16 protein-coding genes are annotated in these 20,231 nt (G+C 43.9%); 14 read left to right on the forward strand and 2 right to left on the reverse strand.

The genetic code is table 11. The features are described from left to right. Positions 1–240: 240 nt before the first annotated feature. The 8 genes from FHS10_RS24700 (at position 241) to FHS10_RS24735 (ending at position 9,465) form a co-directional block, all read left to right on the forward strand. The gene (locus FHS10_RS24700; RefSeq protein ID WP_259096279.1) at positions 241–2,643 is read left to right on the forward strand and encodes an ABC transporter permease; all 2,403 of its coding nucleotides are present in this window, start codon (positions 241–243) and stop codon (positions 2,641–2,643) included. A gap of 93 nt (positions 2,644–2,736) precedes the next feature. Next, a complete protein-coding gene (locus tag FHS10_RS24705; protein ID WP_259096282.1) occupies positions 2,737–5,136 on the forward strand; it encodes an ABC transporter permease in 2,400 nt (799 codons plus the stop codon). Positions 5,137–5,668: 532 nt separating this feature from the next. Further along, a complete protein-coding gene (locus tag FHS10_RS24710; RefSeq protein ID WP_259096283.1) occupies positions 5,669–6,343 on the forward strand; it encodes a cyclase family protein in 675 nt (224 codons plus the stop codon). 515 nt (positions 6,344–6,858) lie between these two features. Continuing rightward, entirely contained in the window at positions 6,859–7,179 is a 321-nt protein-coding gene (locus tag FHS10_RS24715) for an ArsR/SmtB family transcription factor (protein WP_259096286.1), read from the forward strand. A 1-nt stretch (position 7,180) separates the two neighbouring features. Beyond that, positions 7,181–7,648 carry an SRPBCC domain-containing protein gene (locus tag FHS10_RS24720; protein WP_259096288.1) on the forward strand — a complete coding sequence of 156 codons (468 nt, stop codon included), beginning with the start codon at positions 7,181–7,183 and terminating at the stop codon, positions 7,646–7,648. Positions 7,649–7,654: 6 nt separating this feature from the next. Beyond that, the gene (locus FHS10_RS24725; RefSeq protein ID WP_259096291.1) at positions 7,655–8,047 is read left to right on the forward strand and encodes a DoxX family protein; all 393 of its coding nucleotides are present in this window, start codon (positions 7,655–7,657) and stop codon (positions 8,045–8,047) included. Next, positions 8,048–8,614: a DUF4256 domain-containing protein gene (locus FHS10_RS24730; protein ID WP_259096293.1), complete on the forward strand. Its 567-nt coding sequence runs from the start codon at positions 8,048–8,050 to the stop codon at positions 8,612–8,614. A 272-nt stretch (positions 8,615–8,886) separates the two neighbouring features. Further along, complete coding sequence (locus FHS10_RS24735; protein ID WP_259096295.1) at positions 8,887–9,465, forward strand: YdeI/OmpD-associated family protein; 579 nt, start codon at positions 8,887–8,889, stop codon at positions 9,463–9,465. Here FHS10_RS24735 and FHS10_RS24740 read toward each other — a convergent pair whose 3' ends face one another. Then, positions 9,466–10,050, reverse strand: coding sequence for an RNA polymerase sigma-70 factor (locus FHS10_RS24740; RefSeq protein WP_259096298.1), 585 nt, complete (start codon positions 10,048–10,050; stop codon positions 9,466–9,468). Positions 10,051–10,093: 43 nt separating this feature from the next. Further along, positions 10,094–11,266 carry an aldose epimerase family protein gene (locus tag FHS10_RS24745; protein WP_259096301.1) on the reverse strand — a complete coding sequence of 391 codons (1,173 nt, stop codon included), beginning with the start codon at positions 11,264–11,266 and terminating at the stop codon, positions 10,094–10,096. Between the two features lie 312 nt (positions 11,267–11,578). Here FHS10_RS24745 and FHS10_RS24750 point away from each other — a divergent pair, with 312 nt between their 5' ends. The 6 genes from FHS10_RS24750 to FHS10_RS24775 all read left to right on the forward strand — a co-directional run bounded on the left by FHS10_RS24750 (position 11,579) and on the right by FHS10_RS24775 (position 20,085). Beyond that, a complete protein-coding gene (locus tag FHS10_RS24750) occupies positions 11,579–12,286 on the forward strand; it encodes an NUDIX hydrolase (protein ID WP_259096302.1) in 708 nt (235 codons plus the stop codon). 101 nt (positions 12,287–12,387) lie between these two features. Further along, on the forward strand, positions 12,388–14,103 hold the full coding sequence (locus FHS10_RS24755) for a ribulokinase (RefSeq protein WP_259096305.1): 1,716 nt from the start codon (positions 12,388–12,390) through the stop codon (positions 14,101–14,103). After that, complete coding sequence (locus FHS10_RS24760) at positions 14,100–14,798, forward strand: L-ribulose-5-phosphate 4-epimerase (RefSeq protein WP_259096307.1); 699 nt, start codon at positions 14,100–14,102, stop codon at positions 14,796–14,798. Before FHS10_RS24755 ends, FHS10_RS24760 begins: the two co-directional genes overlap by 4 nt. Beyond that, positions 14,770–16,170, forward strand: a complete 1,401-nt coding sequence (locus FHS10_RS24765) for a glycoside hydrolase family 27 protein (RefSeq protein WP_259096310.1) — start codon at positions 14,770–14,772, stop codon at positions 16,168–16,170. The genes FHS10_RS24760 and FHS10_RS24765 overlap by 29 nt, the downstream gene beginning before the upstream one ends. A 138-nt stretch (positions 16,171–16,308) precedes the next feature. Continuing rightward, complete coding sequence (gene araA / locus FHS10_RS24770; protein ID WP_259096312.1) at positions 16,309–17,799, forward strand: L-arabinose isomerase; 1,491 nt, start codon at positions 16,309–16,311, stop codon at positions 17,797–17,799. Between the two features lie 579 nt (positions 17,800–18,378). Continuing rightward, entirely contained in the window at positions 18,379–20,085 is a 1,707-nt protein-coding gene (locus FHS10_RS24775; RefSeq protein WP_259096314.1) for a sodium:solute symporter family transporter, read from the forward strand. Positions 20,086–20,231 lie beyond the last annotated feature (146 nt).

The raw sequence follows: 20,231 nt of genomic DNA on the forward strand, positions 1-20,231 counted from the left end.
AGACCTGTATAGTTCATCTTAGGACTAACAGAATACCTTGTATAGTATTTACAGGATTTACTCACAAATCTGTATAGCTATTTCCGGACGGGTCATTTTACCAACTCCACCTAACCATAAGCGTGCAGTTGCTGTTCGTTTCTGATACAACCCGATAGCCACAAAACAATACAACAATCTAAATATCAGATAACTACAAAAATGGCATTAAATTCTCATTGCTTTCATAAAGCTAAAGCTATGATCAGGAATTATATTAAAACAGCCTGGCGAAGCCTGCTCCGCCATCAAACCTATACGGCTATTAACATCACCGGATTAGCGGTAGGCATAGCCGCCTGCCTGCTTATTTTTTTAGTGGTGCAGTATGAAACCAGTTTTGACACCTTTCATACAAAAAAGGACCGGATATACCGGGTGACCGGCGTAGTCACCAAACCGAGTCTGAATTTTCAAAGCGGCGTGCCTTTTCCTTTGGCCGAAGCGCTACGCCTGGATCTCCCACAGTTGCCGGCAGCCGTTATACTGCGTAATGAAGGCAATTTTTTCAGCGTCAATAATAAAAAATTCAAGGAAGACGAGGCCTATTATGCCGAGCCGCAGTTTTTTGATACGTTTGATTTTGACTGGTTGGCCGGCGATAAAAAAACAGCCCTGGCAGAACCTAATACCGTAGCGCTAACACGCAGCGAAGCCGATAAGTTTTTTGGCGACTGGCACCAGGCCGTTGGTAAAACCATTGCCTATAAAGGTAAAACGGTTCTGAAAGTAACCGGTGTTTTAGCTGATATGCCTGACAATACAGACTTTCCGCTAAAAATTGTGGTATCCTATGCCACAATGCGGGCAAAAGGCGGCGACAATTTCGACTCCATGCATAATTGGGGGATGGTTTTGGGTGAAAATTACTGTTTTGTTACTTTGCCGGCCGGTGCGCAGGCCCGGAATTATGAACAGCAATTGGATGCCTTTCTCAAACGGCATAGCCCCGGGGATTATAAGAACGGCCTGCGTATACAACTACAACAGCTTACCGCGATGCATTATGATACCCGTATTGATGTTTTTACCGCGCATCCCTTCAGTAAACAGCTCATCAACGCCATTAGCATGATCGGCTTATTCCTGGTGGTCATCGCCTGTGTTAATTTCATCAACCTGGCTACTGCGCAAGCAGTCAACCGCTCTAAAGAAGTTGGTATCCGTAAAGTATTGGGCAGCCGTCGCAAACAGTTGATCTTCCAGTTTATCAGCGAAACCGGTATCATTACGCTTGGTGCAATTGTGCTGGCCCTTACAATCAGTTTACTTGTTCTTCCATTTGTTAACCAACTGCTGGAAATCCACTTAAATACACAGTTTGCTCTTGCCCCAAGGGTGTTAATCTTTCTCGCCGTCCTGTGGTTAACGGTTACCATCCTGTCCGGCTTATATCCAGCCATGGTATTATCCGGGTTTAACCCCATTTCGGCACTTAAAAATAAAATCAGCGCGGTTAGTTCTAAGGGCATTTCCCTAAGGCGCGCTTTGGTGGTTTTTCAGTTCTGCATCGCCCAGGTTTTGATCATCGGCATTCTGGTCATGATCTCCCAGCTCAACTATTTTAAAAACAAATCGCCTGGTTTCGATAAAACGGCTGTTGTTGCAATCGGTGTTCCCGGCGACAGCGTCAGCCGAAGCAAGACCGCATTTCTGCGGGAAGAACTGCTGCAACAGCCGGGTGTAAAGGCTTTGAGTTACAGTGCTTATAACCCGGTGGACGAGAACGGCTGGTTTGCCAGGATCCACTTTGACCACGCTCCTAAAGAGAGCGAATTTGGTGTGAGCCTTAAATGGGCCGATGCCGGGTTCTTTAAACTCTACCGGCTACAGTTTCTGGCTGGGAAACCCTACGCGCCAGGCGATACCATTAACGGCTATGTAGTTAACGAGTCTATGGTAAAATCACTCGGCCTGGCCAATCCGCAGCAAGCCATTGGTAAATCCATCGGCTTATGGGGCAATAAGCATTTGGAAGCGCCCATCGTCGGCGTTGTCCGCGATTTTAACGTCGGCTCTTTCAAAGATGCCATACCGCCGGTATTGATGGCCTCCCAAAGGAGTGCTTATGGCACGCTTAACATCAAAATAGGCCAGGCTGATATGCGACAAACGCTCGCTACAATCGAAAGCAAATGGAACGCCACTTTCCCGGAAGCTTTATATGAATATCACTTTATTGACGAGCAAGTAGCCCGCTTTTATAAAACCGACAACCAGTTATCGCTGTTATACCAAATATTTGCAGGTATTGCCATATTGATCTCCTGCCTGGGTTTATTTGGCCTCGTTTCCTTTATGGCCGTTCAGCGCACCAAAGAAGTAGGCATACGCAAAACCATGGGGGCTTCGGTCGGCCATATCGTTTACCTGTTCTCCAAAGAATTCACATTCCTGGTACTGGTAGCGTTTGCCATCTCGGCACCCACGGGTTGGTACATGATGAATAAATGGCTGGAATCGTACACATTCAGAATCAAACTCGGTCCGGGCATCTTCCTGCTGGCTATTGTGCTATCAGTTGCTATTGCCTGGCTCACGGTTGGTTACAAGGCCATTAAAGCTGCGCTGGTTAACCCGGTTAAAAGTTTAAAAAGCGAGTAAGAAGCAAAGAATCAAGGCGAAACTGGCTAAGCAATGCCTGTTATTATATTAAAATACTTTTTTTTAAAAAATTCGATTTCAACCCGTAAGATCATGATCAAAAACTATTTAAAAATTGCCTGGCGAAACCTTATTAAAAACAAGGCATCGGCCTTAATTAACATTGGCGGCCTTGCTGTGGGTATGGCTGTGGCCATGCTGATTGGTTTATGGATCTGGGACGAGGTTTCTTTTGATTCGGGCTACCCAAACAAGGCGCGTATTGCCAAGGTTATGGATAATTCATGGGTTAACAACGAAACGCAAACCTACGGTTCATCGGCCTTACCACTGGCGCCCGCGCTTCGCAATAACTATGGTAACTATTTTAAACATGTGGTGATAACCTCCTGGACGAATGACCATATTTTAACTTATGGCGAAACCATGGTGACCAAAAAAGGTAATTTTATGGAGCCTGCCATTACCGATATGCTTTCTGTAAAAATGCTGAAAGGAAGCGCGGCCAGTTTAAATGATCCTACATCGCTGTTGATATCGCAATCAACAGCAAAAGCCGTTTTCGGCAATGCCGATCCGTTAAACAAGGTCATCAAAATTGATAAAAAACTGGATGCCAAAGTAACCGGTGTTTACCAGGATCTGCCTCAAAATTCATCTTTTGGTGATCTTACTTTTATCGCTCCGTTTCAAATGCTGGCCATAAGCGAACATTATGCTGCCCGTTTTAATAACCCATGGGGTGCGGGCTGGTTTCAAACCTATGTGCAGCTTGCCGACAATGCCAATATGAACAATGTATCGGCAAAAATCAAAAACTTAAAACTAAACGCGCTTATAGGCCTGCACAACGACGATGCCCGCTATAAATCGGCACTTTTTCTGCAGCCCATGAGCAGCTGGTACCTGTATGGCGATTTTAAAAACGGCATTAACATTGGCGGCCGCGTTCAGTACGTGTGGTTATTTGGTATTATCGGTGTATTTGTGCTGCTGCTGGCCTGCATCAACTTTATGAACCTAAGCACTGCCCGGTCTGAAAAGCGGGCCAAAGAAGTTGGTATCCGCAAAGCTATCGGTTCGGTTAGGAGCCAATTGATAGGGCAGTTTTACAGTGAATCGCTTTTGATTGCGGTGTTGGCCTTCTTTGTATCGATACTATTGGTGGTGCTATTTCTGCCCGAGTTTAACCAGCTTGCAGATAAAAAAATAACTGTTTTATGGGGCAGTCCCTTATTTTGGGCGCTGGGTATTGCTTTTAGTTTATTTACAGGCCTTGTTGCCGGCAGCTACCCCGCGTTATATCTATCATCTTTTACCCCGGTGAAGGTGCTGAAAGGAACATTCAGGGTTGGTCGTTGGGCAGCTATCCCGCGCAAAGTATTGGTGGTTGTTCAATTTACCGTATCTGTAGTATTGATCATAGGTACCATCGTAGTTTTTCAGCAAATTCAGTTTGCAAAAAACCGCCCGGTTGGCTACAGTCGCAATAATCTAATCAATGTAGACCTGCAAACCGACGAGATCAATAAACAATACCAACCCCTGAAAAATGATTTACTTGCCAGCGGAGTTGTTACCAATGTGGCCGAATCTGAAAATGCCATTACCCACTTATATATTTCTAACGGAGGTTTTAACTGGAGCGGTAAAGACCCGGCCATACAGGAACAATTTACAAGTATGGCCATAACCTCCGATTTTGGAAAAACAGTGGGCTGGAAAATTGCAGCAGGGCGCGATTTCAACGAGGCTTTCCTGTCAGATTCTTCGGGGTTTGTTGTAAACGAGGCCGCGGTTAAATTTATGGGACTTAAGCACCCCATTGGTGAAATTGTTGACTGGGTGGGTAACGCCAAATTCAAGATCATCGGCGTAGTAAAAGATATGGTCAATCAATCGGCCTATGACGCGCCGCAGCCTACCCTGTTTTATTTGCCAAGGTGGCAGCATTTATCAAATGTTAACATCAAAATAAACCCTCGGGTAAGTGCCCATGATGCTATCGCCAGGATCAGGACAATTTTTAAAAAATATGATCCATCAACCACATTCAACTATCAATTTATTGATGAGGCATACGCTAAAAAATTTAATAACGAAGAACGCATAGGTAAGCTGGCAAGCTGCTTTGCAGGGTTGGCCATTTTTATTAGCTGCCTGGGCCTGTTTGGTATGGCCACCTTTATGGCCGAGCAACGTGTTAAAGAAATTGGGGTACGCAAAGTATTAGGCGCAACCGTGCTTAACCTGTGGCAGTTGCTTTCCAAAGATTTTGTTGTGCTGGTTGTTATTTCGCTACTGATAGCCACACCTGTTGCCTACTATTTTATGCACACCTGGCTGCAAAATTATGAGTACCGCACCCACATAGCCTGGTGGGTATACGCTATTACCGCTATAGCAGCCATTGCCATCACCCTGGCCACGGTAAGCTACCAAAGCATCAGGGCGGCGCTGGCAAACCCGGTAAAAAGTTTAAGAAGCGAATAGAAGATAAAACCTCTTGCAATAAGATTAATAACTGGTCTGTGATGCGTTCTGTAGCAATACGGGACGCATTATTTGGTTTAGGAGGGATGGTGAGGTGGTAACATTTATGGAAAATATAAGAAACTGTTTAAAAAGGATCGTCATTACGAGTTTTAAAATCTGGGGACTGTGAAGGTGGAAATGACAATGCGAATTGAAACCCAATGTCATGCTGAACTTGTTTCAGCACCCCACTCGCTAAGTATACATCATGCGGGTTACCTGTCCTGTGGGGGCCCGAAACACGTTCGGCATGATTTCCGTTTTACAACCTGTCATGGGTAGGAGGTACGACGAAGCAATGACGGTAGCGAGGGCGTTACGTGTGAAAAATATATGCAGATAATCAATTCTTTTCGACCACGTCATTATAAGGCACGATTATTTTGTGTTATAATATTTTTACGAAACCGTTTTTAAACAGCTTCTAAAACCCAGATAACCTATATTCGGGCCAGGCGATTTACAATCATCAACCTTCAATTTTAAGCATATGAATCAAGCCATAATTACACCTAAACTAATAGACCTTAGTCACGTTATTTTTGATGGACTTATTACTTACAAAGGCCTCCCCGCGCCAATCATTTGTGATTATTTAAGCCGCGAACAATCAAAAGGAATTTACGAAGGCGGGGCCGAATTTCAGATAGGAAAAATTGAAATGGTATCTAATACCGGTACTTATATCGATTGCCCCTTTCACAGGTATGAACATGGGCACGATCTATCTGAAGTACCGTTAGAACAGTTTGCCAACCTGGATTCAATCACTATTGATGCCTTAAACGCGACGGCTATTAATGCTGTGTTTTTTAAGGATAAAGACGTGCGCAATAAAGCAGTTATAGTACATACTGGCTGGAGCCGGCATTGGAATACCGATGCTTATTTTGAAAATCATCCTTATTTAACTGCCGAAGCAGCTGAATATTTAAAAGGCCAGCAAGTAAAGCTTGTTGGTATAGATAGCCATAACATAGATGATACCCAAGGCAAAACCCGCCCGGTGCACACCATTTTATTAGGTGCCAATATTTTGATAGTAGAACATTTATGTAACCTGGATAAATTGCCACCTGGCAATTATCAATTTAACGCCGTACCGCCAAAGTTTAAGGGGGTGGGTACCTTCCCGGTAAGGGCCTATGCGGTGGTAAAGGGGTAAGGAAAATGAGAAATAAGGTTTGTTTTAGAAGCTGTTTAAATTGGGTTTACCGAAGTTTTTTAGTTTTCACGAAACACATATCCCACCGTCATTGCTTCGTCGTTCCTTCTTATAATGACATCGATGTAAGTTATTGATTACCAATATTTTTTCATTGAAGACGCATCACATGCGTCTTCCGCGTGCAAATCCAACCTGTAAATCGCTCTGAAAAGACAGCTCTGTATAGTTGAAGACGCATGTAATGCGTCTCTACGAAAAGTCCGGCTTGCTATACGTCATCACTATTTTTTTCAGGGCTTTCCCTGGTGGTTACTCGCAATGACGGAATCTTTAACTTGTTATTGGCAGGAACAAAGAATCTTCTTCGCCCTACTCATCGCAGACTTTTATAGGGAAGAAGATCCTTCACTACGTTCAGGATGACAAACGTTTAACTCAATCCCCACAAAAAAATTAAAAAAATTTGCGTAGCCAAATAACTACATATATATTTGTAGTCAAATAGCTACATAATGAATTTAAGACGAGATGTATTTCAGGCGATAGCCGACCCAACACGTAGGGCCATATTGATGCTGGTTACTTCGCACGCCATGACAGCTGGCCTCATAGCGGCAAACTTTGATACCGCACGCCCCACAGTTTCAAAACACCTGCAAATACTTACCGAGTGCGAGTTGCTTAAACAGGAGCAAAACGGCAGGGAAATTTATTACCATTTAAACCCCGAAAAGATGAAAGAAGTAGCCGACTTTATTGAACCCTTCCGCCAGATGTGGGAAGACAGGTTCAGCAAATTAGAAACCATCATGAAAAATTATAAAACCAAATAAAATGGAACTGAAAACAAAAATCAATGCAGAAGAGGGCAAGCAGTTTTTAGTAATTACAAGAGAATTTGATTTGCCCCTTGAGTTACTTTTTAAAGCGCACGTAGAGCCGGAAATTGTTGAGCAATGGATGGGGACCAAAGTGCTGAAGCTTGAAAATAAAAAGCACGGCGGCTGGCAATTTGAAACAAGTGATAATAAAGGAAATGTAGTATTCCGCGCCAATGGGGTATTCCACGAGTTTATCCCCAACCAGAAAATAACGCGGACTTTTGAAATGGAGAATGCACCTTTTGGTGTTCAGCTTGAGTTTGTGGAGTTTGAAAAGCTTACCGATAATACCAGCAAAGTAAGTATGCTCAGCGTATATAAATCGGTTGAACTGAGGGACCAGATGTTGAAGCTGCCTTTTGCCCAGGGATTAAACTACGCGCACAACCGTTTACAGGAAATTGCAGGCAAATTAAAATAACACATCATGACAAAGCGAGATAAAATCATTTATTGGGTTGCCACACTCTGGCTTGCATTAGGGATGCTATCAACAGCCATTGTGCAGTTATTAAAAATGAAAGAGGGACAGGGAGGAGCAGATAGCATGGCGCATTTAGGCTATCCTATGTACCTGTTAACCATACTAAGTATTTGGAAGTTTTTAGGCGTTTTAGCCCTGCTTATTCCTAAATTTCCGTTATTAAAGGAATGGGCTTACGCCGGATTTTTCTTCGTCATGTCGGGAGCGATATTTTCGCATATCGCGGTGGGCGATAGTATCGGTAAAATAGCGCCGGCATTGCTGCTATTAGTACTAACGGTGGTATCCTGGTGTTTTAGGCCTGCCGATAGAAAAATCATTCCTGTTAACCAATAAATGAAGAGCATGAACCCTAAATTATCACCACAGGAAAGTGAAGACCTACTCCAAATATTGAGGGCTCGTTTTGAAAAAAACAGGAATCGCCACCAGGATATTGAGTGGGCTATTGTACAGGCCAAACTGGAAAGTAACGCCGGAAAACTATGGTCGCTTAATGAAATGGAAAAAACCGGCGGTGAACCGGATGTTGTTCATTACGACAAAACTACGGGCGAATACGTTTTTTATGATTGCTCGGCCGAAAGCCCTAAAGGCCGCAGAAGTATTTGTTATGATCATGAAGCACTGGAAGCAAGGAAAGAATTTAAACCTGCTAATAGTGCTGTCGCGATGGCAGCAGCCATGGGTGTTGAGCTTTTAACTGAAGCAGAGTATCGCGGTTTGCAGCAACTTGGCAAGTTTGATATCAAAACGTCCAGCTGGATAAAAACTCCTGCCAATATCAGGAAACTTGGCGGGGCCGTTTTTTGCGACCGCCGCTACGATACCGTTTTCGTTTATCATAACGGGGCCGAATCCTATTACGCCGCCAGGGGTTTCCGTGGCTCATTAAAAACTTAGGCACACTAATTATTGCCAATTTTTTTCTAATTGCACGAATTAAATTAGCAAGTAGGAACCTTCTAAAAACAAACCGAGTCACCATTGGGTTTTAAAAACCGCGGACTGTGAAGGTGGAATGACAATATAAAGCTATGTCATTGCGAGGGACGAAGCAATCGCGAACTGTGCAGATCCGCCCTGTAAGTAGGAAAAAGTTAATTCGTGCAATTAGAAAAAATTATCGAACATTAGTGTGTAAGTATTCGTGTCCTCCTATAATTTATAAAAGCATGAACCCTAAAGTTGATTTTTATTTTAACAAATCCCAAAAATGGCAGAAAGAAATTGAGCGTTTGAGAATGATAGCGCTTGATTGTAATTTAACCGAAGAATTGAAGTGGGGCTGCCCCTGTTACACACACCAAAACGGCAACATCGTTTTAATCCACGTGTTTAATGAATACTGTGCGTTTTTGTTTTTTAAAGGATCCTTGTTAAATGATAGCGATGGGATCCTGGTTCAACAAACCGAAAATGTGCAGGCGGCACGCCAGGCACGGTTTACCAGCGTTGCCCAAATAGTTGAATTGGTGCCCACTCTGAAAGCCTATATTTATGAAGCGATTGAAGTAGAAAAGGCCGGTTTGAAAGTAGAGCTTAAAAAGACCACCGAGTTTAAAATAGCCGAAGAATTTCAAATTAAATTAGATGCCATGCCCATCTTGAAAACCGCTTTTGAAGCATTAACGCCAGGACGCCAAAGAGGGTACCTGCTTTATTTTTCGGCAGCCAAACAATCCAAAACCCGCGAGCAAAGGGTTGAAAAATATATCCCGCAAATTTTGGATGGCAAGGGATTAGATGATTAACTATTTAAATATTTTCCCGGGTTCGGCGGCTTTATTTTTTTGAAAATCGGCAATGCCCCAGGCTACCTGCTTTAAGGCATTACCCATATGATATTCAACCGTTTTTACCGATAGATCTAACAACTCCGCAACTTCACGGTATTTTAACCCATCCTCCTTTACCAGCTTAAAAACTATTTTGCACTGGCCTGATAGCTTATTGAGCGAATGGTTAATAGCTTTTACGGTATCGGCGCAAATCAATTTATCCTCGCCCGTAGCAGCCTGATCTGTGATCTCTACATCCACATCTTCAATGCTCACCTGGTTAAGATGTGGTTTAGAGATGAGGGTTAACGATTTATTTTTAACGCTCATGTAGCAATAATTAGCCAGGTTATTAATCTCCGTTAACCTTGTACGCTGCATCCATAGGTTTAAAAATACATCATCAACTATCTCTTCGGCAGCTTCCTCCGTTTTAACTATCGATTTGGCAAACCAAAATAATTGCGAATAGTAAAACTGGTACAACCTTTTAAAGGATGCACGGCTGTTATTCAAAGCGATATCATTGAGCAGATATTTTATTTCGGTATCAGTCATCTCGATAGCTATATAATTGGCGTCAAAAACCTTATCGCTTTACTTATTTAACCGAGAATTTATAGGTAGTTGTTGTATGATACGTTTGCCCGGGTTTTAACACGGTTGAAGCAAAAGAAGGCTCATTGGGCGCATCCGGAAAGTGCTGTGTTTCTACACAAAATGCCGAGCGGTGTGGATAAGCCTTGCCACCTTTACCATCATGAGTCTGGCCTGTTAAAAAGTTGCCGCTATAAAATTGCAGCCCGGGCTCTTCGGTAAAAATATCCATTACAATACCCGTTTTCGTGCTGCTGACGGTAGCTACCGATGTTGCCCCATCATGTTTATTAAGCGCGAAGTTGTGGTCGTATCCCTTGCCATTTTTCAGCTGCTCATCTTTATCATTAATATTTGTGCCGATGGCTTTAGCGGTGGTAAAATCAAATGGCGTACCCTTTACCGGTTGTAGTTTACCCGTAGGGATCAGCGTGGTATCAACCGGGGTTATGTTATCGGCGTTAATCTTTACCACGTTATCCAGTATGGTTGAATCGCCCGCGCCGTTCAGGTTAAAGTAGGCGTGATTGGTCAAGTTTACTATAGTAGTTTTGTCGGTGGTTGCGGTATAGTCTATTTTAAGGGCGTTGTCGCTGGTTAATGTGTAAGTTACTTTGGTTGTTAAAGTACCTGGGTAACCGCCTTCGCCATCTTTTGATACATAGGTAAGGTTAAGCGTGGAATCATTTGCCTGGGCGGCATCAAATACCTGGCTGTAAAATCCCTTAAAGCCGCCGTGCAGGGTGTTCACCCCATCGTTAATATCCAGCTGGTAAGCCTTGCCTTCCAAACTGAATTTTCCTTTGCCTATGCGGTTACCGTACCTACCTATAATAGCACCAAAAAATGGTTCTTTGGGTTTTTGATAAGTTTTTACACTATCGTAACCTAAAACCACATCCGTTAAGGTCCCTTTATTATCGGGCACCAACAAGCTTACCACCCGGCCACCATAATTAGTGATGGCCACGCTGGCACCTTTGCTGTTTTTTAAAGTATATAGTTTAACTGCTTTGCCATTTACATTGCCTTCAAAATTTTTAGCGTCGGGTGCGGCGGCTTTGGTAGTTGAGGTAGAATCGCCGGCAACCTTTTTTTCGGTCGGGCCGCTGCAGCTTACCAATAAAGTTATCGCAAAGCTGTATAATAAGTACTGTTTTTTGTAGTTTCTTTTCATTTTTATTGACGTTTTTTTACAGCTTTTTTATCCCTTTTTTAAAGTTTAAATGGGCGGTAATAACTGGTTACAATTGGTGCTTGGTTATATCATCGGGGCGTTTGGCGGCCCTAATTAAAATCTAAGGTAGAATAAAAATTATTTAATTGTGAAAAAAACAATTAAATAATTTTTACTTTTATTGGTGTACCAGCCACACGCCTAAAAGGCGCTAAAACCATTTTAAAGCTGTTTTGACAATTAAATCGCTATGAAATATAATTTCGTGGCCTGAAAAAAAATTATATTTGCCGCCCTTATTCACTTCATTATATGCAGAAATACTCCAAACAAACCCGAATTTTATTAGCCGTTGACTGCATTATTTTTGGTTTTGATGGCGATACTTTAAAAATTCTGCTCATCAAAAGGGCTTTTCAGCCCGAGAAGGATAACTGGAGTTTAATGGGTGGTTTTGTACAGCCACAGGAAAGTTTAGACCAGGCCGCAAACCGCATCCTAAAGCAGCTAACCGACCTTGAAGGCGTTTATTTAGAGCAATTACACACATTTGGCAGCACCAAACGCGACCCTATAGAGCGCACGGTATCTGTAACTTACTTCGCGTTAATAGACATTAATAAATACCAAACCCAGCTAAGTAAGGATTACCATGCCGAGTGGTTCCCGCTCAAACGCTTCCCCAAGCTTATTTTTGATCAGCAGGAAATGGTAGAGGCGGCAAAAAAACGCATCAGGTACAAAGCCGCCATGCATCCCATTTTGTTTGAACTTTTACCTGGCAAGTTCACACTTCCGCAGTTACAAACACTTTATGAGTGCGTTTTTAATACCCAGATAGACAAAAGAAACTTTAGCAAGCGCATTTTAGCCACCGGGTTACTTATAAAATTAACTGACAAGGATAAAGCCGGATCAAAGCGCGGCGCATTCTATTACCAACTCAATATGCAGAACTACTACGCTAAATTTCAGGCTTTTATGAACTTCATCCCCAACCCGGACACCCTATCTCAATAGTTTTTTTGTAAATTGGTTTTGTAAAATTTTAAATGTTTTTTTAGAAAAATTTTCATTTGTAAAAAAATAAGTGTTACTTCAACACGAATTATTTAACCAATATGAGAGAAGACCAATTTGTGATTGGGGTGGACTATGGGTCCGACTCTGTTCGCTCCGTGCTGATCAACGTGCACAACGGCGACGAAATAGCCTCATCTGTATTCAACTACCCACGCTGGCAGCAAGGTTTATTTTGCAAACCCGCTGATAATCAATTCCGTCAGCACCCCCTTGATTATATTGAGGGACTGGAAACCACTATTAAAGACTGCCTTGCGCAAGCAGGCGGTGCCGATATAGCCAAAGCGGTAAAGGGCCTATCCATAGATACTACGGGATCTACCCCTATAGCGGTTGATAAAACCGGCACCCCTTTAGCCTTAACCCCTGGCTTTGAGCAAAACCCAAATGCCATGTTCATTTTGTGGAAAGACCATACCTCGGTATTGGAAGCCGCCCAAATCAATGAACATGCTACAAAATTTGATACCAATTACTTAAAATATGTTGGCGGCATTTACTCGTCAGAGTGGTTTTGGGCCAAGTTATTACATATTGTAAGGGTTGATGCGCAGGTACATGAAGCGCTGCATTCATGGGTTGAGCATTGCGACTGGATTCCTTTCCTGCTTACCGGAGGTACCGATGTTAAGGAAATTAAACGCGGCCGTTGTTCGGCAGGTCACAAAGCTTTATGGGCCGAGGAGTTTGGCGGCTTACCGTCCGATGAGTTTTTCTCATCGCTTGATCCATTATTGACAGGCATCACCGCTAAGCTGTTTACAGATACTTATACCGCCGATGAAGCCGCCGGCACTTTAAGCCCGGAATGGGCCGAAAGATTAGGTTTATCAACCGATGTTATTGTTGGCACCGGTGCTTTTGACGCGCACATGGGCGCTGTAGGCGGGCAAATTGAACCCTATCATTTAAGCAAAGTGATGGGCACCTCAACCTGCGATATTTTGGTTGCACCAACTGCCGAAATTGGCGATAAGCTGGTAGCAGGTATCTGTGGGCAGGTAAATGGCTCGGTTATACCCGGCATGACCGGTTTAGAAGCCGGTCAATCGGCCTTTGGCGATACTTATGCCTGGTTTAAAAATGTAGTGTTATGGCCTTTGAACAACCTGCTATCACAATCAACTGTAATTGACGCGGCTACAGCCGAAGCTTTAAAAGCTGAAATGGCGGAGCTAATTATTCCTGAATTAAGCCGCCAGGCCGATCTGTTGCCTTTGGATTTTGATAACGAATTATCTATTGATTGGTTTAACGGCCGCCGCACACCGGATGCTAACCAGGAATTAAAAGGCGCTATTACCGGCCTTGGTTTAGGCAGCGACGCGCCACGGGTTTTCCGTTCATTGGCCGAGGCTACCTGTTTTGGTGCCAGGAGTATTGTAGAACGTTTCATAAGCGAAGGCATCCCGGTTAAAGGGATCATCGGTATTGGCGGCGTGGCTAAAAAATCGCCGTTTGTAATGCAAATGATGGCCGATGTATTGGGCATGCCTATCCGCATTCACCAGTTTAAACACACCTGTGCTTTGGGCGCGGCCATGTTCGCGGCGGTTGTTGCAGGCATTTATCCAACGGTTGAAGATGCTATGCAAGCTATGGGCCGTGGTTTTGACGTAGAGTATTATCCTAACAAAGCAAACGAAGCTACCTACACAGCCCGTTATAACAAATACAAAACCCTGGGCAATTTCATCGCGCAGCAAATAGCTAAATCGGCACAAACGGTAACGGATAATTCAGTTTTGGCATGAGCAAGTATCAACATATAAAACAAGCTGCTTATGAAGCCAATATGCAGCTGCCTAAATTAGGCCTGGTATTGTTCACTTTCGGCAACGTAAGCGCGGCAGACAGGGACTTGGGCGTTTTCGCTATCAAACCAAGCGGCGTACCTTATGAGGACCTGTCACCAGAAAAAATGGTAATAGTTGATTTTGAAGGTGTAACTATCGAAGGTGATTTAAGGCCATCTTCAGACACCCAAACCCATGCGGTATTATACAAACACTGGCCAAATATTGGTGGCATTGTACATACGCATTCTACTTATGGTACTGCCTGGGCCCAATCGCAGCGTTGTATTCCCATTTTCGGTACTACCCATGCAGACCATTTAACTGCTGATATTCCTTGTGCCCCACCAATGGACGACAAGATGATTGAAGGTGATTATGAATACCAAACCGGTTTCCAGATCATGGATCATTTTGCAGCAGAAGGCCTGGATTATAACGAGGTAGAAATGGTATTGGTTGGTAACCATGCACCATTTACCTGGGGCAAAACGCCGCATAAAGCAGTTTACAACAGCGCTGTGTTAGAGGCTGTAGCCCAAATGGCTTACCTTACCGAGCAGATCAATGACCAGGCACCACGCCTTAAAGATTCGCTCATTAAAAAGCATTTTGAACGCAAGCATGGACCAAACTCTTATTACGGCCAATAAAATGAAATCAACTTTAATTTATATCGGTATCCTGGCAGCAGGATTATTGGGCGCAAACACCGCATCGGCGCAAACTGTAGCCGCCACCCCGCCTATGGGCTGGAACAGCTACAATTGTTTTGGTTCGGCAGTGCATGAAGATGAGGTAAAAGCCAATACCGATTACATGGCCGCCAACCTGAAACAACATGGTTGGGAGTACATTGTGGTCGATTTTTTATGGTCGTACGATAACCCGCCGGGTAGCAATATTGGCAATCCATTCCAATTACGCTTGCAGGATGGCTCATACGTACCCTGGTTAACTATGGATAAATGGGGCAGGCTAACGCCTCAGCCTACCAAATTCCCATCGGCATTTGGCGGCAACGGGTTTAAGCATTTAGCCGATTATGTGCATGGTAAGGGATTGAAGTTTGGGATCCACGTAATGCGGGGCATTCCAAGACAGGCTTACTGGGCTAAATCGCCCGTAAAAGGCACCAATTGTATTACTGCCGATATGGTTGCCGATACCAACAGCAAATGCCCGTGGATGAACCACATGTACGGTCTGGATATGAAAAAGCCAGGTGCACAGGAATACCTCAATTCTATTTTAGAATTGTACGCTTCATGGGGTGTTGATTTTATTAAGGTAGATGACCTATCGCGCCCATACAGTAATGCCGAAGTAGAAGGCTACCAAAAAGCCATTCAAAATTGCGGCAGGCCGATAGTATTGAGCCTTTCGCCCGGCGAAACCCCGGTTGCCGAGGCCGCCCACGCTACCAAATATGCAAATATGTGGCGCATGGCAGATGATTTTTGGGACAACTGGAAAGAGATTTTGCACATGTTTGATTATGCCAAAAGCTGGGAAGGCGTAAGCGGCCCAGGCCATTGGCCCGATTGTGATATGATCCAGATAGGTAAACTAAGCAAACGAGGCCCTGTTGGTGAAGAACGCTTTAGTCGTTTTACCCAAGATGAAGAAATAACCCATGTGACTTTCTGGAGTATTTTCCGCTCGCCGCTGATGATTGGCGGAAATATGCCCGAGAACCGTGACTTTGAGCTGAACCTGTTTACCAACGATGAAGTACTGGCCGCCAACCAAAAAGGTGCCAACCCAAAACAGCTTTATAAAAAAGATGGCGCTATGGTTTGGTATTCAACCATCCCAGGCACTAAGGATATTTACGTTGGGTTATTCAACATTGAGGATGTAAACAAAGATATAGCTATAAACTTTGCAGACCTGGGCCTCAAAGGCAAAGTAAAAGTGCGCGACCTGTGGAAAAAGCAGGATGTTGGCCAATTTAAAACCAGCTATCAGCAAAATATTAACCTACATGGTGCAACCCTGCTAAGACTATCACCAGCGAAATAATTATTGAATTATTGATTGACTGAATTATTGATTTGAAAAGGCCGTTTGTATTTATCAAATAGCCATTACCCTCCAATAATTTAACCGTTAATCAATAATCCAATAACTCACTAATTCAATAATTCAATAACTAAATATATGATCGACCTTAAAGCATTTGAAGTTTGGTTTATTACAGGAAGCCAGAACTTATACGGAGAAGAAACATTAAAAAAAGTTGCCGAGCACTCGCAGGAAATTGCGGCGGGAATTGATGCTACCGGCAACATCCCGGTACGTGTTGTTTATAAGCCTGTTGTAAAATCAACCGAAGAAATTTATGAAACCCTACAGGCGGCCAACATTGCAGACAACTGTATCGGTATCATTACCTGGATGCATACTTTTAGTCCGGCTAAAATGTGGATACGAGGATTAAGCATTCTTAAAAAGCCGATGCTGCACCTGCATACCCAATACAACCGCGATATTCCGTGGAGCAGCATTGATATGGATTTCATGAATCTAAACCAGAGCGCCCACGGCGACCGTGAGTTTGGTTTTATGGTATCGCGCATGCGCATGAACCGTAAGGTAGTTGTTGGTCATTGGCAGGATCCTGAGGCTTTGGCTCAGATTGAAACCTGGACCCGTGCTGCCGCTGGCTGGTATGATTGGCAAGGTGCCAAATTTGCCCGCTTTGGCGATAACATGCGTTTTGTTGCCGTTACCGATGGTGATAAAGTTGAGGCAGAATTGAAATTCGGTTTCTCGGTAAATACCTATGGTATCGGCGATTTAGTTGCCGTAATTAACGCGGTAAGCGAGGAATCAGTAAGTGAACTGATTGACGAATACGAGGCTGCCTACAACATGACCGATGATTTGAAAAAAGGTGGTGCCAAACATCAGTCGGTATATGATGCGGCTAAGATTGAGCTGGGTCTGCGTAAGTTTTTGGTTGATGGTGGTTTTAAAGGTTTCTCGGATACCTTTGAAGACCTGCATGGCATGATCCAGTTACCCGGTATTGCTGCCCAGCGCCTGATGGCCGATGGCTTTGGCTTTGCCGGCGAAGGCGATTGGAAAACAGCGGCCCTGGTACGTGCCTTTAAGGTTATCGGTGCAGGCCTGCCGGGCGGTAACGCTTTCATGGAAGATTACACCTACCACTTCGACCCTAACAATGCCTTGGTATTGGGCTCGCATATGTTAGAAGTAGATGCTTCTTTGGCCAGTGGTAAAGCATCATTAGAAGTTCATCCATTAGGTATTGGCGGCAAGGCCGATCCTGCGCGTTTAGTATTTAACGTGGCCGGCGGCGCAGCGCTTAATGCTTCTATTGTAGATATGGGCAACCGTTTCCGCCTGTTGATTAATGAAGTTGAAGCTGTTGAGCCGGTTGAAAACCTGCCAAACCTACCTGTAGCCCGTGTACTTTGGAAACCGCTACCTGATATGAAAACCGGCTGTGCAGCCTGGATTTACGGTGGCGGCGCGCACCATACCGCCTACAGCCAAAATTTGACTGCCGAACATTTGCAGGATTTTGCGGATATGGCCGGCATTGAGTTTTTACGCATTGGTAAGGATACTACTATTCCACAGTTCAGAAATGAGATTATGTGGAATGAGGTGGCGTATAAATAGGGAGAGGCCCCCTCTAAATCTCCCCCTGAAGGGGGAGACTTTGGATTTGCAGGTTTGAGACTTTCCAGAACCCTCTCCTTTGGAGAGGGCAGGGTGAGGCTCCCGCGTTAGGGATAGCAGCGGATACCGGCCAAGAGCTTAAGGCCTGTGCAGTATGAGCGGATAGCCTGGGCCGAAGGTAACGCACTTATTGGAGCAAGGATGGGGAGATTAAGGAGCAAGGACAGAAAAGGAAAAAAAGTGTTGCGTTGCGCAACAGGTGTATAAGCTGTAAAATTATATCTTACTAATAATCAAAGTGTTCTCATTTTTCACATTTTACAAAAACGCAACAGCGGAGAAAGGGGCCTCGCAATGACAGGGCTGAGTTGGAATGAGTTGCGGAGCAATAGCATCGCCTTACCTAATCGCTCTGTAGGGCAACGGGATTACCGCGCTACGCTCGCAATGACAAGCGTTTTTAAATTACATATTACCAAACAGGCAACCCACGATGGGATTCCGGTTGCCTGTTTTAAAAAAGTAGAAACAAATAAGAAAGAACTAATAAAATAAAACCAAACTAATTTAAACCCAATTATGAATAAATTTTCAACAATTGATTACGTCATATTCGTGATCTATTTTATTGTGGTATCCAGTTATGGCTACTGGGTGTACAGCCGCAAAAAAAAGGCAAGCATATCGGCGAGTCATGATTTCTTTTTGGCCGAGGGGTCACTTACCTGGTGGGCCATTGGCGCGTCGCTTATCGCATCCAACATTTCGGCCGAGCAGTTTATCGGCACCAGCGGGCAGGGCTTTGCTGTGGGCTTGGCTGTGGCCGCGTACGAGTGGGTTGCCGCCATCGCGCTCATTATTGTAGCGGTATGGTTTATACCGGTGTATCTGAAGAACAAGATCTTCACCATGCCGCAGTTTTTACATACCCGCTATAACGAAACTGTGAGCTTTATTATGGCCATTTTCTGGCTGTTTTTATATGTGTTTGTAAACCTTACCAGTATACTTTACCTGGGCGCATTGGCTATCAATAACCTCATAGGTGGTGATATGGGCAGTATGCACATCATCATTATTGCATTGGCGGTGTTTGCTTTATTTATTACCCTTGGTGGTATGAAGGTTATTGGCTTTACCGATGTGATACAAGTATTGGTACTGGTAATTGGTGGTTTAGCTACCACCTATATTGCCTTAACCCTGGTGAGCGATCATTTTGGCTTAGGCAAAGATGCTATAGCCGGTTTAAAGCTGATGTTTAAAGATTCGCCGGAGCACTTTAAAATGATGATGGCCAAACCCAAACCGGGTGCGCCACAGGCAGAAATTACCAAATACCTGGCCCTGCCCGGCATTGCCATGTATTTTGCCGGCCAGTGGATTGTGAACCTTAACTACTGGGGCTGTAATCAATACATTACCCAACGCGCGCTTGGTGCCAACCTTAAAACCGCGCGTACAGGTATCCTGTTTGCAGGTTTAATGAAGTTAGCTATGCCTATTATTGTGGTGATACCGGGGATTGCCGCTTATGTATTATACAAAAACGGCGGTTTGCAGCAAGAGATGGCTTCGGGCGGGCATTTTAATTCGGATAATGCTTACTCGGCTATATTGGGCTTCTTGCCTACCGGTTTAAAAGGCCTTTCTGTAGCTGCACTTACAGCAGCTATTGTGGCCTCGTTAGCGGGTAAAGCCAACAGTATCTCTACCATTTTCACACTGGATATTTACAAAAAGCACATCGCTAAAGATGCGGATGAGAGTAAGATGGTTTGGGTAGGTAAGCTGACTATTTTGGCTGCGCTGGTATTTTCGATACTGCTAACCTGGAAAGATATGCTGGGCATCAGCGGCGAGGGAGGCTTTAATTATATTCAGAAATATACAGGCTATATCAGCCCGGGGATTTTTGCCATATTTATTTTAGGTTTCTTTTGGAAACGCACTACAGGTGCCGCGGCTATTGTGGGCATTTTGATGGGCTTTGCCATGTCGGTATTGTTCAACAACTTTGCGCCAGACTTATTTGGGCACGAAACTTTCCTATATACAGCATTCCCCAAAGGAGATGGAACCTGGGAAATTCCGTTCCTTATTTGTATGGGACTATCGTTTATGTTCACCATCATCGCGATGGTAGCCGTAAGCCTTGCCGGACCAAAAATTAACCCGAAAGCCTTCGATATTCCTAAGGCTATGTTTAAGGTAGAAAAATCAACCATGGCCCTCATCATTGTAACCTTGCTATTACTTACCATGCTTTACGTGAAGTTCTGGTAAACTTTTGTTTATATATTGATGGAGTCCCCCGGAGTAGTTGCCGGGGGATTTTTTTGACGTTGATTTTCCTGTCTTTTGTCCGCAAGTCTTTACTCTTTGCTCCCAAAATCTTTATTCCAATCTTCTCAAAGTCCTATTTGACTAAT

The organism is Mucilaginibacter dorajii (genome assembly GCF_024808255.1).
GTDB classification, from domain to species: Bacteria; Bacteroidota; Bacteroidia; order Sphingobacteriales; family Sphingobacteriaceae; genus Mucilaginibacter; species Mucilaginibacter dorajii.

Coding starts and splice junctions, on each gene's coding strand:
- FHS10_RS24765 (WP_259096310.1), top strand. CDS start 14,770: ATGGACCAAACTCTTATTACGGCCAATAAAATGAAATCAACTTTAATT.
- FHS10_RS24725 (WP_259096291.1), top strand. CDS start 7,655: ATGACAAAGCGAGATAAAATCATTTATTGGGTTGCCACACTCTGGCTT.
- FHS10_RS24720 (WP_259096288.1), top strand. CDS start 7,181: ATGGAACTGAAAACAAAAATCAATGCAGAAGAGGGCAAGCAGTTTTTA.
- FHS10_RS24730 (WP_259096293.1), top strand. CDS start 8,048: ATGAAGAGCATGAACCCTAAATTATCACCACAGGAAAGTGAAGACCTA.
- araA (WP_259096312.1), top strand. CDS start 16,309: ATGATCGACCTTAAAGCATTTGAAGTTTGGTTTATTACAGGAAGCCAG.
- FHS10_RS24745 (WP_259096301.1), bottom strand. CDS start 11,266: ATGAAAAGAAACTACAAAAAACAGTACTTATTATACAGCTTTGCGATA.
- FHS10_RS24700 (WP_259096279.1), top strand. CDS start 241: ATGATCAGGAATTATATTAAAACAGCCTGGCGAAGCCTGCTCCGCCAT.
- FHS10_RS24760 (WP_259096307.1), top strand. CDS start 14,100: ATGAGCAAGTATCAACATATAAAACAAGCTGCTTATGAAGCCAATATG.
- FHS10_RS24715 (WP_259096286.1), top strand. CDS start 6,859: ATGAATTTAAGACGAGATGTATTTCAGGCGATAGCCGACCCAACACGT.
- FHS10_RS24735 (WP_259096295.1), top strand. CDS start 8,887: ATGAACCCTAAAGTTGATTTTTATTTTAACAAATCCCAAAAATGGCAG.
- FHS10_RS24755 (WP_259096305.1), top strand. CDS start 12,388: ATGAGAGAAGACCAATTTGTGATTGGGGTGGACTATGGGTCCGACTCT.
- FHS10_RS24740 (WP_259096298.1), bottom strand. CDS start 10,050: ATGACTGATACCGAAATAAAATATCTGCTCAATGATATCGCTTTGAAT.
- FHS10_RS24750 (WP_259096302.1), top strand. CDS start 11,579: ATGCAGAAATACTCCAAACAAACCCGAATTTTATTAGCCGTTGACTGC.
- FHS10_RS24710 (WP_259096283.1), top strand. CDS start 5,669: ATGAATCAAGCCATAATTACACCTAAACTAATAGACCTTAGTCACGTT.
- FHS10_RS24775 (WP_259096314.1), top strand. CDS start 18,379: ATGAATAAATTTTCAACAATTGATTACGTCATATTCGTGATCTATTTT.
- FHS10_RS24705 (WP_259096282.1), top strand. CDS start 2,737: ATGATCAAAAACTATTTAAAAATTGCCTGGCGAAACCTTATTAAAAAC.